Annotated in this window: 19 protein-coding genes; 7 read left to right on the top strand and 12 right to left on the bottom strand. The window is 69.1% G+C overall.

Annotation, left to right across the window (positions count from 1 at the left end; all coding sequences use genetic code 11):
• Window positions 1-114: 114 nt before the first annotated feature.
• Both ACFVT5_RS06765 and ACFVT5_RS06760 read left to right on the top strand, forming a co-directional pair.
• Complete coding sequence (locus ACFVT5_RS06765) at window positions 115-1506, top strand: GAF domain-containing protein (protein ID WP_389882202.1); 1392 nt, start codon at window positions 115-117, stop codon at window positions 1504-1506.
• A 173-nt stretch (window positions 1507-1679) separates the two neighbouring features.
• Window positions 1680-3203 carry an aldehyde dehydrogenase family protein gene (locus tag ACFVT5_RS06760; protein ID WP_389882200.1) on the top strand — a complete coding sequence of 508 codons (1524 nt, stop codon included), beginning with the start codon at window positions 1680-1682 and terminating at the stop codon, window positions 3201-3203.
• Window positions 3204-3347: 144 nt separating this feature from the next.
• On the opposite strand, the gene aztD is transcribed toward ACFVT5_RS06760, so the two are convergent.
• The 4 genes from aztD to aztB form a co-directional block, all read right to left on the bottom strand.
• Entirely contained in the window at window positions 3348-4568 is a 1221-nt protein-coding gene (gene aztD / locus ACFVT5_RS06755; protein WP_389882198.1) for a zinc metallochaperone AztD, read from the bottom strand.
• A gap of 120 nt (window positions 4569-4688) precedes the next feature.
• Window positions 4689-5660: a zinc ABC transporter substrate-binding protein AztC gene (gene aztC, locus ACFVT5_RS06750; RefSeq protein WP_389882196.1), complete on the bottom strand. Its 972-nt coding sequence runs from the start codon at window positions 5658-5660 to the stop codon at window positions 4689-4691.
• Window positions 5657-6907, bottom strand: a complete 1251-nt coding sequence (locus tag ACFVT5_RS06745) for a hypothetical protein (protein ID WP_389882194.1) — start codon at window positions 6905-6907, stop codon at window positions 5657-5659. Before ACFVT5_RS06745 ends, aztC begins: the two co-directional genes overlap by 4 nt.
• A gap of 49 nt (window positions 6908-6956) precedes the next feature.
• The gene (aztB, locus tag ACFVT5_RS06740) at window positions 6957-7847 is read right to left on the bottom strand and encodes a zinc ABC transporter permease AztB (RefSeq protein WP_389882192.1); all 891 of its coding nucleotides are present in this window, start codon (window positions 7845-7847) and stop codon (window positions 6957-6959) included.
• A gap of 14 nt (window positions 7848-7861) precedes the next feature.
• Between aztB and aztA the strand changes: the two genes are divergently transcribed.
• Together aztA and ACFVT5_RS06730 are read left to right on the top strand one after the other, a co-directional pair.
• On the top strand, window positions 7862-8605 hold the full coding sequence (gene aztA, locus ACFVT5_RS06735) for a zinc ABC transporter ATP-binding protein AztA (protein WP_389882190.1): 744 nt from the start codon (window positions 7862-7864) through the stop codon (window positions 8603-8605).
• Between the two features lie 154 nt (window positions 8606-8759).
• A complete protein-coding gene (locus ACFVT5_RS06730; protein ID WP_389882188.1) occupies window positions 8760-9386 on the top strand; it encodes an ABC transporter permease in 627 nt (208 codons plus the stop codon).
• 66 nt (window positions 9387-9452) lie between these two features.
• Here ACFVT5_RS06730 and ACFVT5_RS06725 read toward each other — a convergent pair whose 3' ends face one another.
• The 7 genes from ACFVT5_RS06725 to ACFVT5_RS06695 all read right to left on the bottom strand — a co-directional run bounded on the left by ACFVT5_RS06725 (window position 9453) and on the right by ACFVT5_RS06695 (window position 15369).
• Window positions 9453-10070 carry a hypothetical protein gene (locus ACFVT5_RS06725; RefSeq protein ID WP_389882186.1) on the bottom strand — a complete coding sequence of 206 codons (618 nt, stop codon included), beginning with the start codon at window positions 10068-10070 and terminating at the stop codon, window positions 9453-9455.
• Between the two features lie 87 nt (window positions 10071-10157).
• A complete protein-coding gene (locus tag ACFVT5_RS06720) occupies window positions 10158-10691 on the bottom strand; it encodes a hypothetical protein (protein ID WP_389882184.1) in 534 nt (177 codons plus the stop codon).
• Between the two features lie 24 nt (window positions 10692-10715).
• Window positions 10716-11441: a DsbA family protein gene (locus ACFVT5_RS06715; RefSeq protein ID WP_389882182.1), complete on the bottom strand. Its 726-nt coding sequence runs from the start codon at window positions 11439-11441 to the stop codon at window positions 10716-10718.
• Between the two features lie 112 nt (window positions 11442-11553).
• Window positions 11554-13308 (bottom strand): acetyl/propionyl/methylcrotonyl-CoA carboxylase subunit alpha, encoded by a 1755-nt coding sequence (locus ACFVT5_RS06710; protein ID WP_389883578.1) that lies wholly within the window; start codon window positions 13306-13308, stop codon window positions 11554-11556.
• Entirely contained in the window at window positions 13305-13562 is a 258-nt protein-coding gene (locus ACFVT5_RS06705) for a hypothetical protein (protein ID WP_389882180.1), read from the bottom strand. Before ACFVT5_RS06705 ends, ACFVT5_RS06710 begins: the two co-directional genes overlap by 4 nt.
• A gap of 20 nt (window positions 13563-13582) precedes the next feature.
• Window positions 13583-13777 carry an acyl-CoA carboxylase subunit epsilon gene (locus tag ACFVT5_RS06700; RefSeq protein WP_389882178.1) on the bottom strand — a complete coding sequence of 65 codons (195 nt, stop codon included), beginning with the start codon at window positions 13775-13777 and terminating at the stop codon, window positions 13583-13585.
• Window positions 13778-13788: 11 nt separating this feature from the next.
• Window positions 13789-15369 carry an acyl-CoA carboxylase subunit beta gene (locus tag ACFVT5_RS06695; protein ID WP_389882176.1) on the bottom strand — a complete coding sequence of 527 codons (1581 nt, stop codon included), beginning with the start codon at window positions 15367-15369 and terminating at the stop codon, window positions 13789-13791.
• 140 nt (window positions 15370-15509) lie between these two features.
• On the opposite strand from ACFVT5_RS06695, the gene ACFVT5_RS06690 reads away from it, so the two are divergent.
• Both ACFVT5_RS06690 and ACFVT5_RS06685 read left to right on the top strand, forming a co-directional pair.
• Complete coding sequence (locus tag ACFVT5_RS06690) at window positions 15510-16190, top strand: TetR/AcrR family transcriptional regulator (RefSeq protein ID WP_389882174.1); 681 nt, start codon at window positions 15510-15512, stop codon at window positions 16188-16190.
• Between the two features lie 70 nt (window positions 16191-16260).
• The gene (locus tag ACFVT5_RS06685) at window positions 16261-17598 is read left to right on the top strand and encodes a cytochrome P450 (protein ID WP_389882172.1); all 1338 of its coding nucleotides are present in this window, start codon (window positions 16261-16263) and stop codon (window positions 17596-17598) included.
• 72 nt (window positions 17599-17670) lie between these two features.
• Here the strand turns inward: ACFVT5_RS06685 and ACFVT5_RS06680 are convergent, their stop codons facing one another.
• Window positions 17671-18246: a YdeI family protein gene (locus ACFVT5_RS06680; RefSeq protein WP_389882170.1), complete on the bottom strand. Its 576-nt coding sequence runs from the start codon at window positions 18244-18246 to the stop codon at window positions 17671-17673.
• Between the two features lie 277 nt (window positions 18247-18523).
• Here ACFVT5_RS06680 and ACFVT5_RS06675 point away from each other — a divergent pair, with 277 nt between their 5' ends.
• On the top strand, window positions 18524-20455 hold the full coding sequence (locus tag ACFVT5_RS06675; RefSeq protein WP_389882168.1) for an NAD(P)-binding protein: 1932 nt from the start codon (window positions 18524-18526) through the stop codon (window positions 20453-20455).
• Window positions 20456-20458: the final 3 nt, after the last annotated feature.

The raw sequence follows: 20458 nt of genomic DNA, 5'->3' as shown, positions 1-20458 counted from the left end.
CAGGTCAGGACCACCCGCGGTGTCCCCTCGTCCGTCGCCGGCGCGGCGGCACCGCGGGATCCGGAAGCGCCGACCGTGCCGCGACGCTTGTCGGGCTCCCTCCCCGGAGTGACGATGTCCTCAGCCGCACCGCCGTCCGGGGAGGACGAGTTGACCGATCCATGGGTGGCCCTGGAACCGGGCGCCGATCCCACTGAGCGGGAACGCGCGCTGCGCCATGCGCATGAGAGATTCACCGCGGCGGGGACGGTCGCCAGACCCGTGCGAGGGGTGGTGGCCGACTCGTGGCGGCGTTCGGCGAGAGCGCGGGTCAGTCCGGACAGCGTGTCGGCGACGATGGAACTGACGGACGGCGACCTGGGGACGTACCGGGCGGAGCATCCGCTGGCGCGGGTGATGCCCCTGTTCCGGGAGCTGACCGGGAGCTTCGCGCAGGACGGGGAGCATCTGCTCGCGGTGTGCGACGCGCAGGGCAGGCTGCTGTGGGTCGAGGGCCATCCGGCGACACGGAAGCGGGCCGGGCGGATGAACTTCGTGCCCGGCGCGCGATGGGCGGAGTCCGCGATGGGTACCAACGCGCCGGGAACGGCGGTCACCGTGGACCGGCCGGTGCAGGTGTTCGCGACGGAGCACTTCACCCGGCAGGTCCAGCAGTGGACGTGTGCGGCGGCGCCCGTGCACGACCCGCGCACCGGGCGACTGCTCGGCGCGATCGACATCACCGGTGGGGAGGGCCTGGCCCATCCGCACAGCCTCGCCTTCGTGCAGGCGGTGGCGCGGGCCGCGGAGTCCCAGCTCGCCCTGCTCGCTCCGGTGGCGCCACGTCAGGGGACTGTGGAGGTGACAGCGCTCGGGCGGGACGAGGCGCTGCTCCTCATGGGCGGCCGGAAGACACGGCTGAGCAGGAGGCACAGCGAAATCCTGGTGCTCCTCGCCGGGCATCCGGAGGGGCTGAGCGGTGACGAGTTGCTGTGCGCGTTGTACGAGGACGAGTCGGTGACACCGGTGACCCTGCGGGCGGAGGTGGCGCGGTTGCGGCGCATCCTCGGGCCGGATGTGCTGGCGTCGCGGCCGTACCGGTTGACGGTACCGGTGGAGTCGGATGTGGCGACGGTGGAGCGGCGGCTCGGCGCGGGGGCGGTGTCCGCTGCCGCGGCGGCGTACACGGGGCCGCTGCTGCGGGGGTCGCAGGCGCCGGCGGTGGTGCGGTTGCGGAGGAAGATCGCGGATGAGTTGCGGGCGTCGTTGATCGCGTGCGGGGACCCGGATCTGCTGGCCGACTGGGTGAACTCCCCTTGGGGAGAGGAGGACTTGGAAGTGTGGCGTGCGCTGGCGTCCGTACGGCCGACGTCTCCTGTACTCGCGCGGGTCGCGGAGTTGGAGGCCGAGTTGACGGCGCCGGCGGTGTGGCAGCGGCCGGGGACACGGGCCACCGGCGGGTTCGGTCACGCGCCGGTGCCGCGGTCCGGTCGGTCCGCCGTCGCCCCACGGACGGGCGCCGGCTGAGGGCGCGCCCGTTCCTGAGCCAGGTGCGGGCCACCAGCCCGAGTCCAGCCCCGGCCTCGGTCCCGGCCTCGTTCGCCCGAGGCGCATCGCAACGTCCATGCAACCTCCGTCTCCCTAGCCTCGTGGCGAGAGCTGCCCAACGGCGGGCAGCGTTCTGCGGGAGGCAGGCCACCATGACCCGTTACGCAGCGCCGGGTACCGAGGGCGCGGTCGTCGCGTACCAGGCTCGCTACGACCACTTCATTGGCGGCGAGTACGTACCGCCGGCCCGCGGACAGTACTTCGAGAATCCGAGTCCGGTGAACGGGCAGCCGTTCACCGAGATCGCGCGCGGTACCGCCGAGGACGTCGAGCGGGCGCTGGACGCGGCGCACGCTGCGGCACCGGCGTGGGGCCGTACCTCGGTCACCGCGCGGGCCGACATCCTGCTCAAGATCGCCGACCGGATGGAGGCCAACCTCGCCTCGCTCGCGGTCGCCGAGAGTTGGGAGAACGGCAAGCCGGTGCGCGAGACGCTCGCGGCCGACATTCCGCTGGCCATTGACCACTTCCGCTATTTCGCGGGGGCGATCAGGGCGCAGGAGGGTTCGCTGGGTGAGGTGGACGACGACACGGTCGCATACCACTTCCATGAGCCGTTGGGCGTGGTCGCGCAGATCATCCCCTGGAACTTCCCGATCCTGATGGCGACCTGGAAGCTGGCGCCGGCGCTCGCCGCAGGCAATGCGGTCGTCCTCAAGCCCGCCGAGCAGACCCCGGCGTCGATCCACTACTGGATGAGTCTGGTCTCGGACCTGCTGCCGCCGGGGGTGGTGAACATCGTCAACGGTTTCGGCGTGGAGGCGGGCAAGCCGCTGGCGTCCAGTGCCCGCGTCGCGAAGATCGCCTTCACGGGTGAGACCACGACGGGCCGGTTGATCATGCAGTACGCGTCCGAGAACATCAAGCCGGTGACGCTGGAGCTGGGCGGAAAGAGTCCGAACATCTTCTTCGACGACGTGTGGGCGCAGGACGACGACTTCCGGGACAAGGCGCTGGAAGGGTTCACGATGTTCGCGCTGAACCAGGGCGAGGTGTGCACCTGCCCGTCACGCGCGCTCATCCAGCAGGGCCACTACAGCGAGTTCATCGAAACGGCCGTCGCGCGGACTGAGGCGATCCAGCCCGGTCATCCGCTGGACACGGAGACGATGATCGGCGCGCAGGCGTCCAACGACCAGTTGCAGAAGATCCTCTCGTATCTGGACATCGGGCAGCAGGAGGGCGCCAAGGTCCTCACGGGCGGCCGACGCATCGAGTACGACGGGGAGTTGGCGGGCGGGTACTACGTCCAGCCGACGATCTTCGAGGGCGACAACCGGATGCGGATCTTCCAGGAGGAGATCTTCGGTCCGGTGGTGTCGGTGACGTCGTTCGCGGACTTCGACGACGCGATCAAGACGGCCAACGACACGCTGTACGGGCTCGGGGCCGGGGTGTGGACGCGGGACATCAACACCGCGTATCGCGCGGGGCGCGCGATCCAGGCCGGGCGGGTCTGGACGAACTGCTACCACGCGTATCCCGCGCACGCGGCGTTCGGCGGCTACAAGCAGTCCGGTATCGGGCGCGAGACGCACAAGATGATGCTGGAGCACTACCAGCAGACGAAGAACCTTCTCGTCTCGTACTCGCCGAAGAAGCTCGGGTTCTTTTAGCCTCTTGTGCACCTTCCGCTCGGGGTGGCGATGTCCCGCACGTCGTGTCGTGCCCACTCCCGGGCCTGACGATGGGCCGCAGCGCCCGGTCGCGCCGAAACGGGTCGGCGGACCGGGTGCGCGGCGGCCTTGTCGAGCCGGACGTCAGTGGCCGGTGACGATGCCGGAGAGTTCGTTCGTGCTCTTCGGCAGCGTCACCGACGTGACCTTCTCGCCGGACTCGATGTCGACGGCGTGCAGCTTGCGCTTGCCCGGTTCGGAGACGTACGCGGTGTGGTCGCGGACGAAGAGGGTGGGCCGGGCCTGCTGCCAGTCCAGCGGCTCCTGCCACTTGTCCACCACGGGGATCTTTTTCTCGACCTTGCCCGTTTTCGGGTCGATGACATGGAGGGTGCCGTTGGTGCCGAGGACGAGTGCCTCGCCGTGGGGTCCGCGGCCGAGTGAGCGGAACGAGTAGCTGGTGCCGAGGTCCACAAGGCGCAGCTTCGCGGTTTCGGTGTCGATGAGGGAGATGCGGGTCGGCCGCTCCAGTTCGGCGTCGGGGTCGGTCTTGTAGTCGCCCAGGAGGATCGGGGACGCGTCGCTGCCGGCCTGGTTGCCGATGCGGCCGTAGTCGTCGGGGGCGTCGACCTTGGTGAACTTGCCGCCCTTGTAGATCAGGACGCCGTCCTCGCAGCCGACGGCGACGGCCTCGCCCTGGGCGGCGGCTTCGCCGTGGACGCCGGGGCAGTTCTCGTTGCGCTTGGTCTCCTTGTTGTCCTTGTCCAGGACGAGTGCGCCCGTGCGCTTCTCCTCGGTGCCGAGGGTGCTGAGGAGTTCGCCGTTGCTCAGTTCGATGGCGACGCCGTGGTGCGGTTCGGCGGAGGTGTAGGTGCGGCCTTCGGGCTTCGTGCCGTCGGCCAGGTCGGCGGGGTCGAAGACGTTGACCTCGCCGGTGCCGTCGGTGAACAGGACCGTCCTGCCGGCGTGCCGTACGACGTGTCCGGGCTTGGTGCCCTCGTAGGTGATGTCGGTGTACCTCTGCTCGGCGGCGTCGAGGACTCGGAAGCCGGCGTCGGTGGAGACGATGACATGGGAGTTGTCGCCTGCCGGGTTGACGCGGTTGAAACCGGGCAGCTCGATCGTCTTGGCCAGCTTCAGGCTCTCGCCGTCCAGGACGTACAGGCCGCCCTCGAAGGTGGCGACCAGCGGGTCCTTGACCGCGGCGGACGCGGCGGATGTGGCGGACGTGGCACTCGGAGCGTCCTTCGCCGTCTTCGCGTCGGAGGAGGCGCCGCCCTCTCCCCCACAGGCGGTCAGGACCGTGGATACCGCGAGGGCGAGGACGGTTCCGGAGAAGGCCCTGTTGCGTATCGTCTTGTTCACTGTGTGTGTTCCGTTCTGGCCGCGCGGGGGCGACGTCGGTGTGTTGGGTGGTGGTCGGCCGTGTCGGGTGGTGGCCTTCGGCCGTGTCGGTTTCGGCGCGTGGCCCGGCGTGGCCCGGCTTCAGTTGCCGGTCAGGCCGCCGGCCATGGCGGTGGTGTTGGCGCGCATCATCCGCAGATAGGTGCCGGCGCCCTCGCCCTTCTCGGTGAGTGACTCGGAGTAGAGCTCGACGACCCGTACCTGGCTGCCCAGTTCGGTGCGCAGGACCTCGGCCAGCCGCTTCGGCTGCGAGGAGTCGGCGAACACTGTCCTCACCCCGGCCCGGCGCATGGCCTGGGTGAGGAGACGCAGGTCGGAGGAGCTGGGTGAGGCCAGCGTGGTGCCGCTGGGAATGACCGCGCCGATCACCCGAAAGCCGAAGCGGTCGGCGAGGTAGCCGAAGACGTGATGGTTCGTCACCAGCGCCCGCCGCTCCTCCGGTATGCGGTCGAAGGACTCCTCCATCCAGGTGGTGAGGTCGGCGAGTTGCTCGTCGTAGCGGGCGAGGTTGTGGCGGATCGCCTTCTCGTCCACTCCCTTCACGTTCTCGACGACCCGGTCGGCGATCAGGTCGGCGGCCTTACGTACGCGGTCGGGGTCGGTCCAGAAGTGGGGGTCGGGCTGTCCGGCCTCGGCTTCGGGGCCGCCTCTGTCATGCGCCTGGAAGGTGAGCGGGTCCACCGCCCTGCCGACCTCGATGGTGGCGACGCCGGAGTCCCGGGCGGCGTCCACGTGCCGCAGCACGTTCTCCTCCAGACCCAGTCCGTTGAAGACCACCAGGTCGGCGCGCTCCAGCTCGGCCGCCTGCACGGCCGACAGGCCGAAGGAGTGTGGATCCGCGTTCGGCTTCATCAGCACGGTGACCTCGGCTTCGTCGCCGACGATCTCCTGGGTGATGTCGCCGAGGATGTTGGTCGTGACCACGACCCGGGGTCGGTCGTCGCTGCTCGTGCAGGCGGTGGCCGTAGCGGTGACGGTGAGGATGAGGGTGAGGGTGCGCAAGATCAGCCGCAAGCGGCGCACCTGCGGAATGGTTCGCTTCGGTGTCGTCATCGTCCGGTCTCCACCATCAAGGCCGGCCTCATGTCGAGATCGAAGGTGCGGGCGGTACGCAGGTTGTCGTTGTAGTCGATCTCGTACACGCGGCTGCCCAGCGGGTCATTGAGGTAGGCCCGGCTGCGGTCGACCTCGATGACGGGGCCTGCCGCGCCGTCGGTACGGGTCTTGGGTACGTCGGTCAGAAGCCGCTTGGTCTCGGACACCTGCTTGCCCGTGGTGATGTCGTAGCCGTGCAGCGCTCCGTCGTCCTGGAGGACGAGCAGCGGTGAGCCCTCGCCCGCGGTGTTGACGGCGACGACGGGTCCGGTCTTCACCCGTGTCCAGGTGCGCTCCGTGACGTCGAGCACCCACACCGCTCGGTCTCCCGCCGGTGCCGTGAGCGTGTCACTCCCTGTGCGGTGACGAAAGGCCAACGCCCGTTCCTCCGTGGGGACATCGACGCCGTACGGTATTTTCTCAGTCGCGAAGCCGCCGTCTTCCTCGCTGATCAGCAGGGCTCCGTCCGCGCATCCGAACACCACCCCACGCCGGGTGACGGCGTCGCCCCCCGGGTCCTCGCACTCCGCGTCCGGCGAGGCGACGCGTTTGCCCTCACGGTCGTGCACCACGACCTTGGTGGAGCCGTCGAGGTCGTCCGTGAGGGCGAGGAGGTGCTCCGCGTACGGCACGACTGCGCCTGCATGTGTCCCCGGCAGTGTGCGGGGGGTACCTGTCTCGCCCTTCTCCAGTTCGGTCCGGCGGTAGATCGCGGCCCGGCCGTCCTCACCGGTCACGGCGGTCACGGCGGCGTCACTGCGGGCACGCGCGCCGGCGCCTCCCGGTACGCGGCCGACATCGCGGATCGCGGCACGGTAGTAGTGCACATGGTCGCCGTGGTCCACCATCCAGGCACCGCCGTCGAGGACACGCGTACCGCCCGGCGTGTGGAAGTAGCCGAACCGGCCGTCCGTGGTGAGGTCCGCGGTACCGGTGGTCCGGGACACCGCGTGCGCCTTTCCGGTGATCAGGTCGAGTACACGCGTGTCACCGATGCCCGGGTCGTTGAGCAGCAGCCGGGACTGCTGCTCGGCTGCCTCCTGGGCCCCTTCGATGTAGCCGTGCGGAGTGGCGGAGGTCGAGGAACTCCCCTTCGGTGCGGACGCGTTGTCGTCCTGACCGGCGCAACTCGTGGCGAGCAGCGCGAGGGCCACGAGCGCTCTCGGCGCCCAAGGAGTGACGTTTCTTCGGACGAACAAGGACATCGCCTCAGGTCTCTCAGTCGGTCGTCGCCGGTCAGTCGGTTGTCGCGGGTCAGTCGGTTGCCGCCGGACGGATGCCGACCGAGCGTGCGCGGCGGCGGTCACGGCGGTCGCGGTCGCGGCGGCGGTGGCGGTGGCGGATGCCAGATGCAAGGTGGGAGAGGAAGAACAGGCCCACCGCGAGGGCCGAGACGGTCGCCCCGGCCGCGGTGCTCAGGTGCCAGGACAGCAGCAGGCCACCGAACGTGGCCGTCACGCCGAGCAGCGCCGCGAGCACCATCACGCCCCGCACGCTGCGCGCCCACGGCAGAGCTGCCGCCGGCGGAGCGATGAGCAGGCCCAGGACCAAGAGCGTCCCGACGATGTGGAACGAGGCGACGATGGCCAGCGCCAGCAGTCCGAGCAGCACGGCATGGGTCAGGCGAGGACGCAGACCGAGCGTCTGCGCCTTGCGTGGGTCGAACGCCAGGGCGAGGAAGGCCCGGTGGCCGAGGACCGAGACGCCCAGCGCCAGCAGCAGGGCCCCGCCCAGCAGCACCAGGTCCTGTTCGCGGACGGCGAGTACGTCACCGAAGAGGAATCCGGTCAGGTCCACCGCGAAGGACTGCGACCGCGACACGATGATGACGCCGAGCGACAGCATTCCGACGAAGAGCAGACCGATCCCGGTGTCCTCGGACAGCCGTGGACTGCGGCCCAGGGCGGTGACACCGGCCGTCATGACGGCCGCGCTCAGCAGCGCTCCCACCAGCAGGTTTCCTCCCAGAAGCGCCGCGAGCGCGACGCCGGGCAGCAACCCGTGCGACATGGCGTCACCGAGGAAGGCCATCCCCCTCAGTACCACCCAGGTCCCCGTCAGGGCGCAGATCGCCGACACCAGGACTCCGCCCCACAAGGCCCGTTGCACGAAGGTCACCTCGAATGGGTCTGTCAACCACTCCATGCGAGAACAGTACAATGAAAACCATGTTCAAAACATCGCGCCTCCCACCCCCCACCCCCGAAGACACGGCGTCTCGCATCCAGTTCACGGAGCTGTCAGCGGGCTACGCCGGCCACCCGGTACTGCACCAACTCAGCGCCGACATAGGAGCGTTGGCCACCACCGCACTCGTCGGCCCCAATGGCAGCGGGAAGTCCACCCTGCTCGGTGTGCTCGCCGGCGTGATCCGGCCCACATCAGGGGAGCTTCGCCACGTCGGCAGTCGGCCACCGGCTTTCGTCCCCCAGCGCGGCGCCGTCGGCGACGCACTGCCGTTGACGGTCCGGCAGACCGTGGAGATGGGACGCTGGGGCGAACGCGGTCCGTGGCGCAGGCTCACCCGTCACGACCGAGCCTTGGTGGACACGGTCATGGAACGCCTGGGCATCGCCGACCTCTCCGCACGTCAACTCGGGGAATTGTCGGGCGGACAGAGACAGCGCGCCCTCATCGCCCAAGGACTCGCCCAGGAGTCGGACCTGCTGCTCCTGGACGAGCCGACCACGGGGCTCGATCCCGAGGCCAGGGAACGCATTGCGACGCTACTGACGGAGCTGGTCGCCGATGGCGTGACCGTCGTCCACGCCACACACGACCTGGACGCCGCGCGCTCGGCCGACGCCTGCCTCCTGCTGCGCGAGGGGCACCTCGTGGGCCAAGGGCACCCCGAGCAACTCCTCACCCCCTCGACGCTCGCCCGGATCTGGCAACCGGCCTGAGACAACCGCCGACAGCCCTCGGCGGGCATGTCACCCCACAGGCAACCGCATCAGCAGGGGCTGGGTTCGGTGCCGCCGTGCCGGCGAAGGTAGGCCAGGACGGCGCGGACCCGGCGGTGGCCGCTGTCGCCGGGAGACAGCGGATCTGCGGATCGTGGGCGAGTCCTTCGACACCTCGGGCAACGAGCTGGAGATCCACGCGGACATGGCCAACTTCGAGTCGGCCGAGCCCAGTTCCTTCCTCGTCGACGTGAAGCACGGCGTCTCCGCCGACGAGTACGCCCGGAAGCTCGCCGCCGTCGTACTGCCGCTGGGCGGCGACGCCACGGCCAACGCCGCCTCTGAGCAGAAGGGCATCATCCTCATCATGGACGCGATGGCGGTGCTGCTCACCCTCATGCTGGTGGTCGTGGCCGGCCTCGGCGTCCTCAACTCCGTGGTCCTGGACACCCGCGAACGCATCCACGACCTGGCCGTCTGCAAGGCGATCGGCATGTCGCCGCGGCAGACCATGAGCCTCGTGTTCGCCTCGGTGGCCGCGATCGGCGTGATCGGCGGACTGATGGGCGTGCCGGTCGGGTACGCGCTGCACCGCGTCGTCATGCCGATGATGGGGCGTGCCGTAGGCACCGGTCTGCCGTCGTCGGTCCTCGATGTGTACGGGCCTGTTCAGCTGCTTCTGCCGGGGTTGGGCGGGGTGGTGATCGCGATGCTGGGCGCGCTGGTACCCGCGGGCTGGGCGGCCAAGGCGCGTACGGCCAGGGCGCTGCGCACCGAGTAGCGTCCGACAAATCGCTGAGCGGTCCGCGTGCTTCGACGTCGCCGCCGAGGAGGAGCAGGACCGTGCTCACGGGTGTCTGAAGAGGGGTTCCCCGGCGTGCAGTCGGGTGCGGACCAGCTCATAAGCCGGGCGGCGAAAAGCCGGTTGGTCCTCTTCCCAAGCCCAGTCCTCCTCCTCGTCGTACACCTCGGGGACAAGGATGTCTCGGGCCGCCCGGAGCTGCTCGGGCGCGGGGTCGTACCCGTCGATCTCCGCTTCCAGCGTGCCCCTGCGGTAGTCGCCGAACTTGTCGTCGAGGACCAGGACCCGGGCGGGCACCGCGCCGCGCACCTCGAAGGTGAAGTCGTTGTAGTAGCCGTGGACCAGGCCCTTCGCGCGCAGGTCGCCCTGCACGTAGAGCGCGCCCCAGGACACGAGGTCCCGCACTACCAGGTCACCGAGGACGACGAGCATGCCGAGGCGGGACACGTAGTCGTCCAGGAAGCCGTGCACCACCAAGTCGCCGTCGACAACAAGGGCGATGTCCAGAGCGGTGTCCTCCGGCAGGACCAGGTCGCCGTCGTGGTGGTACCAACCGTGGTCGTGCTTGAGGAAGTCGGCGATCTGGCCGCCGGTCCGCCGGGCTATGTCGGACGTGTCGTGCAGCCGGTCGAAGCGGTTTTGCCACGTGGACAGGGTCAGCATGTGGCTCCTTCGCGGCACAGTTCGGCGTACACCGGCGCGAATTCGAAGGGGTACTGCACGTAGGTCTCCCCAGTTCAAGAGGTGTGTTCAAGGGAGGAAGGGGCGGACCCAGTCTGTGAACCGCTGCCCCAGTTCCGCCTGGGCCGCCGCGAGAACGACGTCGGGGTCCACTGCCACGGGCAGGCCGAAATGTTGGTCCAGCCAGGCCGCGTACTCGTCGTGGCCGTCGCTGTGCGGCTCGTCCTCGTCACGGTAGTAATAGGCCCGCTCCCAGTCGACGGTGATCTCCGTGTCGAAGCCGAGGAGTTGGAACAGCTCCCGCAGATCGCGGGCCACCACATGCTGCCCGCCCTCGTCCCCGAAGACGACCACGGGAAGGGTGGCGAGGTCGGCCCGGTCATCGAGCTTCCAGAGGGCGTAGAAGGAACCGCCGCCGGTGGCCTGTGCGAAGGGAATCAGCAGGTCAGTGAATTCCGGGTCGCCCGACCATCCCGCCACCAGGCCGGAGATGTCTCCGTACTTCGTCAGGCCGAATCCATCGGCGAAATTCTCGTAGCCGATCCTGTCCTGCAGATCCTTCAACAGATTGAGTTCAGTGACGGGTGAGTATGTGATATCCATCGAGAATTCCTGGCTCCAGAGGGTTCACAACGAGGTGTTCTCCCACTCCACGGGACTGTTGTAGATCTGCCGCAGCAGTTTGGCGAAGGTGGCGCCGTCGAGGAGCAGCCAGCTGTACTCCGTCGGGAGCCGCTTGCCGTTGATCACAGCGGTGGGCGTCCCCGGTCCCCCGGGATCCAGTACGCCCCCGGCCCGCTCGTACGCCTTCTCGGAGGCGGTGACGAAGGAGCGGTACTTCATGCTCTTCACGGCCGCGTTGAACGCGGGGCCACGCAGGCCCTTCACCTCGCCGGCCAGTTCCAGCAGATAGGCGTCGGTGTAGCCGTCGACGCTCTCGTCCGGCTGGTTGGCGTAGAGCACCTCGTGGTACTCCACGAACTTGCCCACCTCCAGCGCGGCGCGCAGTGCGTTGACCGCCTTCTTCGACCCGCTGCCGCCGACCCGGTCGTCCAGGAAGCTCGCCAGGGTGTACTCGGTCCGCACCCGGCGGTCGAGCATCGCCTCCCGCAACTTCGGGGAACCGCCGGTGACCTCGAACTCCTTGCAGTACGGGCAGCGCGGATCCTCGTACAGGCGCACGGTCACCCGCGCGTCCGGATCGCCCACCAGGATGGTGGTGCCGTCCTTCCCGAGCTTTTCCGGCAACTCCCCCGCACTCCCGAACCCGGCCTCCGGCGCCCGCTGCCCGCACCCCGCCAGCAGCAGTGCCGCGGCCGCGCACAGCACAGCCCACCGTCCCCCACGCACCATGCGCCATCCCCTCCCCAGAGAACAGCGCGACCATAGACCACCGGTACGACAAAGGCACAAACGGGCCGCCGTTCTCGCAGGACGTCGGCCTGGGTTCCTGGAGTGTCGAAGGTCAGTCCTTGATCTCGCAGATGAGGGCGCCCGATGTGATCGACGCGCCGACCTCGGCGGCGAGGCCCTTGACGGTGCCGGTGCGGTGGGCGTTCAGCGGCTGTTCCATCTTCATGGCCTCCAGGACGACGACCAGGTCGCCCTCCTTGACCTCCTGGCCCTCCTCGACGGCGACCTTGACGATGGTGCCCTGCATCGGGGATGCGAGGGTGTCCCCCGAGGCGACCGGGCCGGACTTCTTCACCGCGCGCCGCTTGGGCCGGGCGCCCGCCGCCAGGCCGGTGCGGGCCAGGGACATGCCCAGCGAGGACGGCAGGGAGACTTCGAGGCGTTTGCCGCCGACCTCGACCACGACGGTCTCGCGGCCCGGCTCCTCGTCGGACTCGGTGTCCGACGGGACGGTGAACGCGGGAATGTCGTTGGCGAACTCGGTCTCGATCCACCGGGTGTGGATACGGAACGGCGCCGCGGTGAACGCCTCGTCCGCGACGACCTTGCGGTGGAAGGGGATCGCCGTGGCCATGCCCTCGACCTGGAACTCGTTCAGCGCCCGCGCCGCCCGCTGGAGCGCCTGCTCCCGGCTCGCGCCGGTCACGATCAGCTTGGCGAGCAGCGAGTCCCACGCGGGGCCGATGACCGCGCCGGACTCCACGCCTGCGTCCAGGCGCACGCCGGGTCCGGCGGGCGGGCTGAAGAGGGTGACGGTGCCGGGGGCGGGCAGGAAGTTGCGGCCCGGGTCCTCGCCGTTGATGCGGAACTCGAAGGAGTGGCCGCGTACCGGCGGGTCGTCGTAGCCGAGCACCTCGCCGTCCGCGATGCGGAACATCTCGCGGACCAGGTCGATGCCGGTGACCTCCTCGGTGACCGGGTGCTCGACCTGGAGGCGGGTGTTGACCTCCAGGAAGGAGATCGTGCCGTCCGCGCCGACCAGGAACTCCACCGTGCCGGCGCCGACGTAGCCGGCCTCCTTCAGGATGGCCTTGGACGCCGCGTACAGCTGCGCGTTCTGCTCCTGGGTGAGGAACGGGGCGGGGGCCTCCTCGACCAGTTTCTGGTGGCGGCGCTGGAGCGAGCAGTCCCGGGTGGACACGACGACCACGTTGCCGTGCGCGTCGGCCAGGCACTGGGTCTCCACGTGCCGGGGCTTGTCGAGGTAGCGCTCCACGAAGCACTCCCCGCGCCCGAACGCCGCGACGGCCTCGCGTACCGCGGAGTCGTACAGCTCGGGTACCTCTTCCAGGGTGCGGGCGACCTTCAGGCCGCGTCCGCCGCCGCCGAAGGCGGCCTTGATCGCGATCGGCAGCCCGTGCTCCCGGGCGAACGCCACGACCTCGTCCGCGCCGGACACCGGGTCGGGGGTGCCGGCGACCAGGGGGGCGCCGGCGCGCTGGGCGATGTGCCGGGCGGCGACCTTGTCGCCGAGGTCGCGGATCGCCTGTGGCGGCGGTCCGATCCAGGTCAGTCCGGCGTCGAGTACGGCCTGGGCGAACTCCGCGTTCTCCGACAGGAACCCGTAACCGGGGTGCACGGCGTCGGCGCCGGAGTCCGCGGCGGCCTGGAGCACCTTGCCGATGTCGAGATAGCTCGTGGCCGGGGTGTCACCACCCAGCGCGAACGCCTCGTCCGCCGCGCGGACATGCAGAGCGTCCCGGTCCGGCTCCGCATACACCGCCACACTCGCGATCCCCGCGTCCCGGCACCCCCGGGCCACACGGACAGCGATTTCGCCACGATTGGCGATGAGCACCTTCGTCAGCATGCCGTCTCCCTCTCCTCCGTGAGCCGCGCGCCGAGCCGGTCGGCGGTCTCCACGATCGTCGGATGAGTACCCGAGCGAACGGAGAGTCCCTGGAGTGGCACGTCCTCGGCGATGTCCTCGGCAATGTCCGTGGCGACGATCCGCTCCGGAGTCCGGTGCGGTCCTGTACGGATCACCTCGTAGCCGGCGACCACGCGGGCGCGTGGCGCCGACGCCGCCGAGTGGCGTGGCGCCGCTTGGACGGTGTTCATGCTTTCTCCGATCGGGTGTTTCAGCAAGGGAGGGCGGAGGCGAGCCAGCCGGTCGGGCCCGGGACCTGCGGGGCGCGCAGAAGACGGGCCGGAGAGGCCCAGGCACTGGGGCGACGGGGAGAGGGCGCCGGGCCCTGCCCACCGGTGAAGGACAACACCGCAACCACGGCCGCGAGTTCCTCCGGGGTGGGGTTGCCCCGTACGACTTTGATCATCGGAGTGCTCCTCAGAGGGGAATGTTGCCGTGCTTCTTCGGCGGCAGGGACGCCCGCTTCGTACGGAGCTGGCGCAGCCCCCGGACCACATGGCGGCGGGTCTCGGAGGGCAGGATCACCGCGTCGATGTAGCCGCGCCCGGCCGCCGTGTACGGATTGAGGAGCGTGTCCTCGTACTCCCGGATCAGCCGCCGCCGCACCGCCTCACGCTCCCCCTCCGGGGCCGCGGCGATGGTGCGCCGGTGCAGGATGTTGACCGCGCCCTGAGCACCCATCACAGCGATCTGCGCGGTCGGCCACGCCAGATTCAGATCCGCGCCGAGATGCTTGGAACCCATCACGTCGTACGCGCCGCCGAACGCCTTACGGATGATCACCGTGATCAGCGGCACCGTCGCCTCGGCATACGCGTAGATCAGCTTCGCACCCCGCCGGATAATCCCGGTGTGCTCCTGACCCACCCCCGGCAGGAAACCCGGCACATCCACGAACGTCAGCACCGGCACATTGAACGCGTCACAGGTCCGCACGAAACGCGCCGCCTTCTCCGACGCGTCGATGTCCAGACACCCCGCGAACTGCATCGGCTGATTCGCGACGATCCCCACCGGACGCCCCTCGACCCGGCCGAAACCGGTGACGATGTTCGGCGCGAACAGCGGCTGCGTCTCGAAGAACTCCGCATCGTCCAGCACATGCTCCACAACCGTACGCACCTCGTAGGGCTGGTTCGCACTGTCCGGGACCAGCACATCCAGCTCCCGGTCCTCGTCGGTCAACGCCAGGTCCGCTTCCTCGGGGAAGGCGGGCGGCTCGCTCAGGTTGTTCGACGGCAGGTACGACAGCAGCGACTTGACGTACTCGATGGCGTCCTTCTCGTCACCCGCCATGTGATGCGCCACCCCCGACACCGCGTTGTGCGTCCGCGCACCCCCCAGCTCCTCCATCCCCACGTCCTCACCCGTGACCGTCTTGATCACATCCGGCCCGGTGATGAACATGTGCGACGTCTGATCGACCATCACCGTGAAATCCGTGATCGCCGGCGAATACACGGCACCACCCGCACACGGTCCGACGACCAGCGAGATCTGCGGGATCACCCCCGAGGCGTGGGTGTTGCGGCGGAAGATCTCGCCATACATGCCGAGAGCGCTGACACCCTCCTGGATACGGGCACCACCCGAATCGTTGATACCGATGACCGGACAGCCCGTCTTCAGCGCGAAATCCATCACCTTGATGATCTTCTGCCCGAACACCTCACCCAGCGCACCCCCGAACACCGTGAAGTCCTGCGAGAACACCGCCACCGGACGCCCGTCCACCGTCCCGTAACCGGTCACGACACCATCCCCGTACGGACGATTCGCCTCCAGACCGAACGCCGTCGACCGATGCTGCGCGAACTCGTCGAACTCCACGAACGAACCCTCGTCCAGCAACAGTTCCAACCGCTCACGCGCCGTCAACTTCCCCTTCGCGTGCTGCTTCTCCACCGCACGCGCCGAGCCGGAGTGCGTCGCTTCCTCGATACGGCGGTGAAGATCCGCGAGCTTGCCCGCGGTCGTGTGAATGTCGATCTCGTTCACTGGTTTCGTCCACCCGGGTCGCTGGTCGGAAGGTGTTGCAGGCTTCAAAGTGCGGTACTCAATATCGTGACAACGGTACTCAGTACCATAGCCGAGGGCAAGTGGCCTTCGGGTGTGGAGACGGGGAAGGATGATCGACCATGAGCAAGCCAGCCGCGCGGATCCGACTCGCGGACGCCGCCTTCGCACTCTTCGACGAGCGCGGATACGAGCAGACCACCATCGACGACATCGCGGGGCGGGCCGGAGTGGGCCGCACCACGTTCTTCCGGCACTACCGGTCCAAGGAAGACGTGATCTTCCCGGACCACGACAGGCTGCTCTCCCTGATCCGGGACCGCCTGGAGACGTCGAGCCACAGCACCGCCCTGGTCGCGGTGTCCGATGCGGTCCGGCTGGTGCTTCTGCGCTACCTCGAAGAGGGAGACCTGGCGCGGCGGCGGTACGTGCTGACCAGCAAGGTGGCCACTCTTCGTGATCGTGAGATCGCGAGTGTGGCTCGGTATCAGCGGCTGTTCCGGGAGTTCATCTCGGACTGGATGGGGGATCCGACGGAGTCGGCATCGCTCCGCGCCGAACTGATGGCGGCGTCGGTGGTCTCGGCCCACAACCACGTTCTGCGCCGATGGCTACGGGGAGAAGCGGCCGATCCCGTGGGAGAGGTCGATGCGGCGATGCGCGAAGTGCTGAGGCTGTTTCCACCACCCGGTTCGGGTCCGGAGGGCGGTGGCACCACCGTCCTCGCGTTCAGGACCGAGCAGGACATCGACTCACTGCTCCCCGCTCTGCGGCGCGTCCTCGAAGAAGGCGGAGGCCAGTAGGCGGGACGGGCGCGAGTGAGACCGCACACACGCCGGCTTGAGCCGAGCCGGTCCGTGTTAGCGTCCGCCCGTGATCATCCCGGCCGGAGGCTCTCCCCTACCCGATACATGCGCCGGCCTCGTCGGCTCGCACGACTCGGCGGTCGGGTCCACAGCACATCCCGCCCCCCGGCCGCCCGGCCATCTCGACCATCTCGATCTGTTCGGCGACGACTTCGTACGCGCTCCGTACCCGTGGCTGGAGCTGCTCCGCACGGCGGCGCCCGTGCACCACGACTCCGGCACCGGGCTGTGGCTTGTCAGCCGTCACCGGGACGTACGCCAGGTGCTCCTCGACCCCGCCGTCTTCCGGCCGGACAACGCGCAGGACGCGGTCACCCCGCTGCCCGTCGCCGCGTTGCGGTCACTCGCCCGCGCCGGCTTCGCCCTCCCGCCCGCACTCGCCAACAACAGCACCGACAGCCACGCGGGACTGCGCCAGGTGGTCACGCGCTTCTTCAGCCCCCGGCGCGTCGCCGCCTTCGTACCCGTCATGGAACGCATCGCCGACGAACTGCTGCTGAGCGTACGGGGACGGCTCGACACCGACGGCACCTGCGATGTGTTCGCCTCCTTCGCCCAGCTTCTCCCCTGCCGGGTGCTCATGGAGCTACTCGGCATCGAGGGCGTCGCCCCGGCCACCCTGATCCGCTGGAGCGATGCCTCGCTGGAGTTGTTCTGGGGCAACCCGTCCAGTCGGCGGCAAGCGGAGCTGGCGGCGCTCGTCGGCGAGTTCTACACCTGGCTGTCCGCGACCGTCGAGGCAGGCACGGCGGCGCCGGACTCGCTGATCGGCACACTCGCTCGCCATCGCCTGCCGGACGGGGAACGCCTGGATACGAAGGTGGCCGTCAGTGTGTGCTTCTTCGTGCTCATCGCCGGGCAGTCCACCACGGGACAGCTCATCACGACCGTACTGCGCGGGGCACTCACCGAACCGGGGCTGTGGCAGCGCGTGGCGCATGAAGCGGGACTGGCGGAAGGCTGGGTGGAGGAGACACTGCGGCGCGAGCCGCCGGTGACCACCTGGCGCCGGGTGACGGCACAGCCGGTACGTCTGGGTGGGGCGGAGCTGCCCGCCGGTGCGCGACTGCTCCTGATGCTCATGGGCACCGGATCGGATCCGGAGGTCTTCGACGAGCCGGAGAAGATGTGCCCGCACAGGCCGAACGCCCGCCGCCATCTGGCCTTCGGCGTCGGCGACCACCGTTGTCCGGGTGCCTCACTGGCTCGGACGGAGGCGGTCGTCGCTCTCCGGGCGGCAGCCCGGGTCCTGCCGCACGTCCAGCTCGCGGACAGCTCCACGGAGCCCCCCATGCTCGGCCTGCTCTCCTTCCGTGCGCCGCTGCACCTAGCGGTGACCGGCTGACGGCGGCCGACGGCCGGCGTCTGCATCGCACCATGCCGCCCACTGCGCCACCCGCATGAACCCACCGACCCGTCACGGATAGAGCTTCTTGCCCTCCGCCAGCATCTCCACGTACTTCGTGATCCGGCGCGCCCTCGTCTCGGGTCGCTTGGCGTCCTGGATGCGGTACAGGATCGCGTAGCGGTTCTGGCGGTCCAGCGTCTCGAAGAACGTCGCGGCTGCCGGGTTGTCCTGGAGGGCGGCGGCGAGGTCGTCCGGTACCGAAGCCGTCCTGGGACCGTCGTAGGCGGCCTCCCAGCGGCCGTCCGCCTTGGCGCGCTCGATCTCCGCGAGGCCCGCCGGTCGCATCCGGCCCTGCTCGATCAGGGCCGCCACCTTGTCCCGGTTGATCTTGGACCACTTGCTGGTCGCCCTGCGCGGGGTGAACCGCTGCAGCCACCACTCCTCGTCGAACTTGGCCTTCTGCCCGTCGATCCAGCCGTAACACAGCGCGACGTCAAGTGCCTGGGCGTAGTCCAGGGCCGTGATTCCCGGGCCCTTCTTCCTGAGCTTGAGCCACATGCCGGGTGAAGCAGCGTGATGTTCGCCGAGCCACACCTCGAAAGCCTCGGCCGTCTCGAACGAGATGATCTGCCGTTCCTGAGTCACTCCGGTAGTGAACCACGCCCCTTCGACTCCCTCCTCAACTCACCCCCAGACCTGGGCATTTGGGGATTTCGTTACGGAACGGCACCGCCTCGGTCCGCACGGCGTCGCGTGGGCTCGGATACTGATTCCGCATCAAAAAGGTGCCTGAACAACGAAATCCGCTATTCAGAAACACGATGACTACTGCAAGCATGCGCAACAAGGCTTCTTCAGGCCGAAATCCGCATTCGGGTCTTAGGGGTGGCGTATGCCCAGGTTCAGTGATCGTGAGCTAGGTATGAAGCGAAGAATCACCCGTCGGGACTTCCTCGACGGCGTGGCGGTGACCGCGGCGGGGGCCGCCGTCGCGGCAGCCGCACCTGGTGTGGCGGCGGCCTCGGGAGGCGGAAACCACGGCGGTTCGCACGGCGGCTCCCATGGCGGACATCACGGCGGCCACCACCCCAAGGCCCCGTACCCGCCCACCCAGAACGGTCTGCGCGGCCAGCAGGCGGGCTCGTACGACGTGGCCCACTCGGTCCGCGACGGAGCCTTCGACCCGGGCCGGATCACGGACACCCGGGAGTCCTACGACCTGGTCGTGGTCGGCGGTGGCCTCAGCGGCCTCGCGGCGGCGTACTTCTACCGCAAGGCGGTCGGCCACCGTGCGCGCGTCCTGATCCTGGACGCCCTCGACGACTTCGGCGGTCACGCGCGCCGCAACGAGTTTCAGGTCGGCCGTACGACCTTGCTGTCCAACGGCGGCACGGTCAACATCGACACTCCCAGCACCTGGTCACCCGAGGCGTACCGCCTCATCACCCGGGACCTCGGCGTCGACCTCAAGGCGCTGGAAGCCACCGTCAAGCGCGACGCCTACACACCGTACAAACTGCGCAGCGCCACCTTGTTCAACTCCGAGCGCTGGGGCAAGGACCAGCTGGTGATCCGCGAGTCCGGGGAGTCCTGGGACTCGTACGTCACGAAGCTCCCCATGAGCGGTGCGAGCCGCGCGGCGCTGGTGCGGCTCAACACCACCACCGAGGACTTCTACCCCGGCCTTACCGACGCCCAGAAGAAGGAACTGCTCGCCCGCACCCCGTACGAGTCCTACCTGCGCGAGAAGATCGGGATGGACGACGACGCGCTGGAGATCGTCAAGCGCGGCACCAACGGCCTGTGGGGTGTGAACGTCGACCATGTCGCCGCCGCCGACGCCTGGGCCGCGGGTCAGCCGGGCTTCAACGGTCTGGGGCTCGCTCACACGCCGTGGCCCGGCGCCGGGTACACCCCGCTCATGCATCTGGCGGCCACGGAGGACGACGGCAACTTCTACTTCCCCGAGGGCAACGCCTCGCTGGCCCGACTGCTCGTCAGCAAGCTGATCCCGGACGCCTTCACCGAGCGGCGGCTCGACTGGCAGGAGATCGTGACGGCCAAGGCACGGTACGACCAGTTGGACGACCGGGACTCCGCCGTCCGGCTGCGTCTGTCGAGCACGGCGTTCGACGTGCGCAACGAGGGCCGCCACGGCGCGGTGGTGAGCTACTCCAAGGGTGGCCGGAGCTATCGGGTCCGCGCCAAGGGCGTGGTGATGGCCTGCTGGAACTCGGTCTCCTCCTACGTCGTCCCCGAGCTGGCCGCCGACCAGACCGCAGCGATGCGTTACGGCGTGAAGGTGCCCCTCGTGTACGCGCGGGTGGCGCTGAAGGACTGGCGGGCCTTCGCGAACGCGCGGGTCTCCCGCGTCAGCACACCGTCCATGTACTTCAGCAGCTTCGGCCTGCCGACCGTCACCGAGATCGGGGACTTCGCCATGCCGGCCCGCCCCGAACTCCCCACGGTGGTCTCCCTGTCGGCCACCCCGAACCAACCGGGGCTGCGCTGCCGCGACCAGCACAAGGCGGGGCGCCGGTCTTTGATGAGGACGTCGTTCGAGGACTTCGAGCGGGAGATCCGGGACTCGATGGCCCGCTCGCTCGGCAGCTACGGCTTCGATCCGGCCAGGGACATCCGTGCCATCACCGTGAACCGGTGGGCGCACGGCTACGCGTACGAGTACAACTCCCTTGACGACCCGTCCCTGTTCGGCCCCGAGTCCGAACGGCCCTATGTCAAGGCCCGCCGTCCGGTCGGCCGCATCGCGATGGCCAACTCCGACGCGGAGGCGTTCGGTTACACCCACGCGGCGTTCGACGCGGCCTACCGCGCCGTTCAGGACCTCGTCTGACCC

Origin of the sequence: Streptomyces sp. NPDC058001 (assembly GCF_042886315.1) — a bacterium.
Taxonomy (GTDB): Bacteria; Actinomycetota; Actinomycetes; order Streptomycetales; family Streptomycetaceae; genus Streptomyces.
The sequence above is the reverse complement of the archived record's forward strand: the minus strand, read 5'-3'. Positions and strand labels throughout refer to the sequence as shown.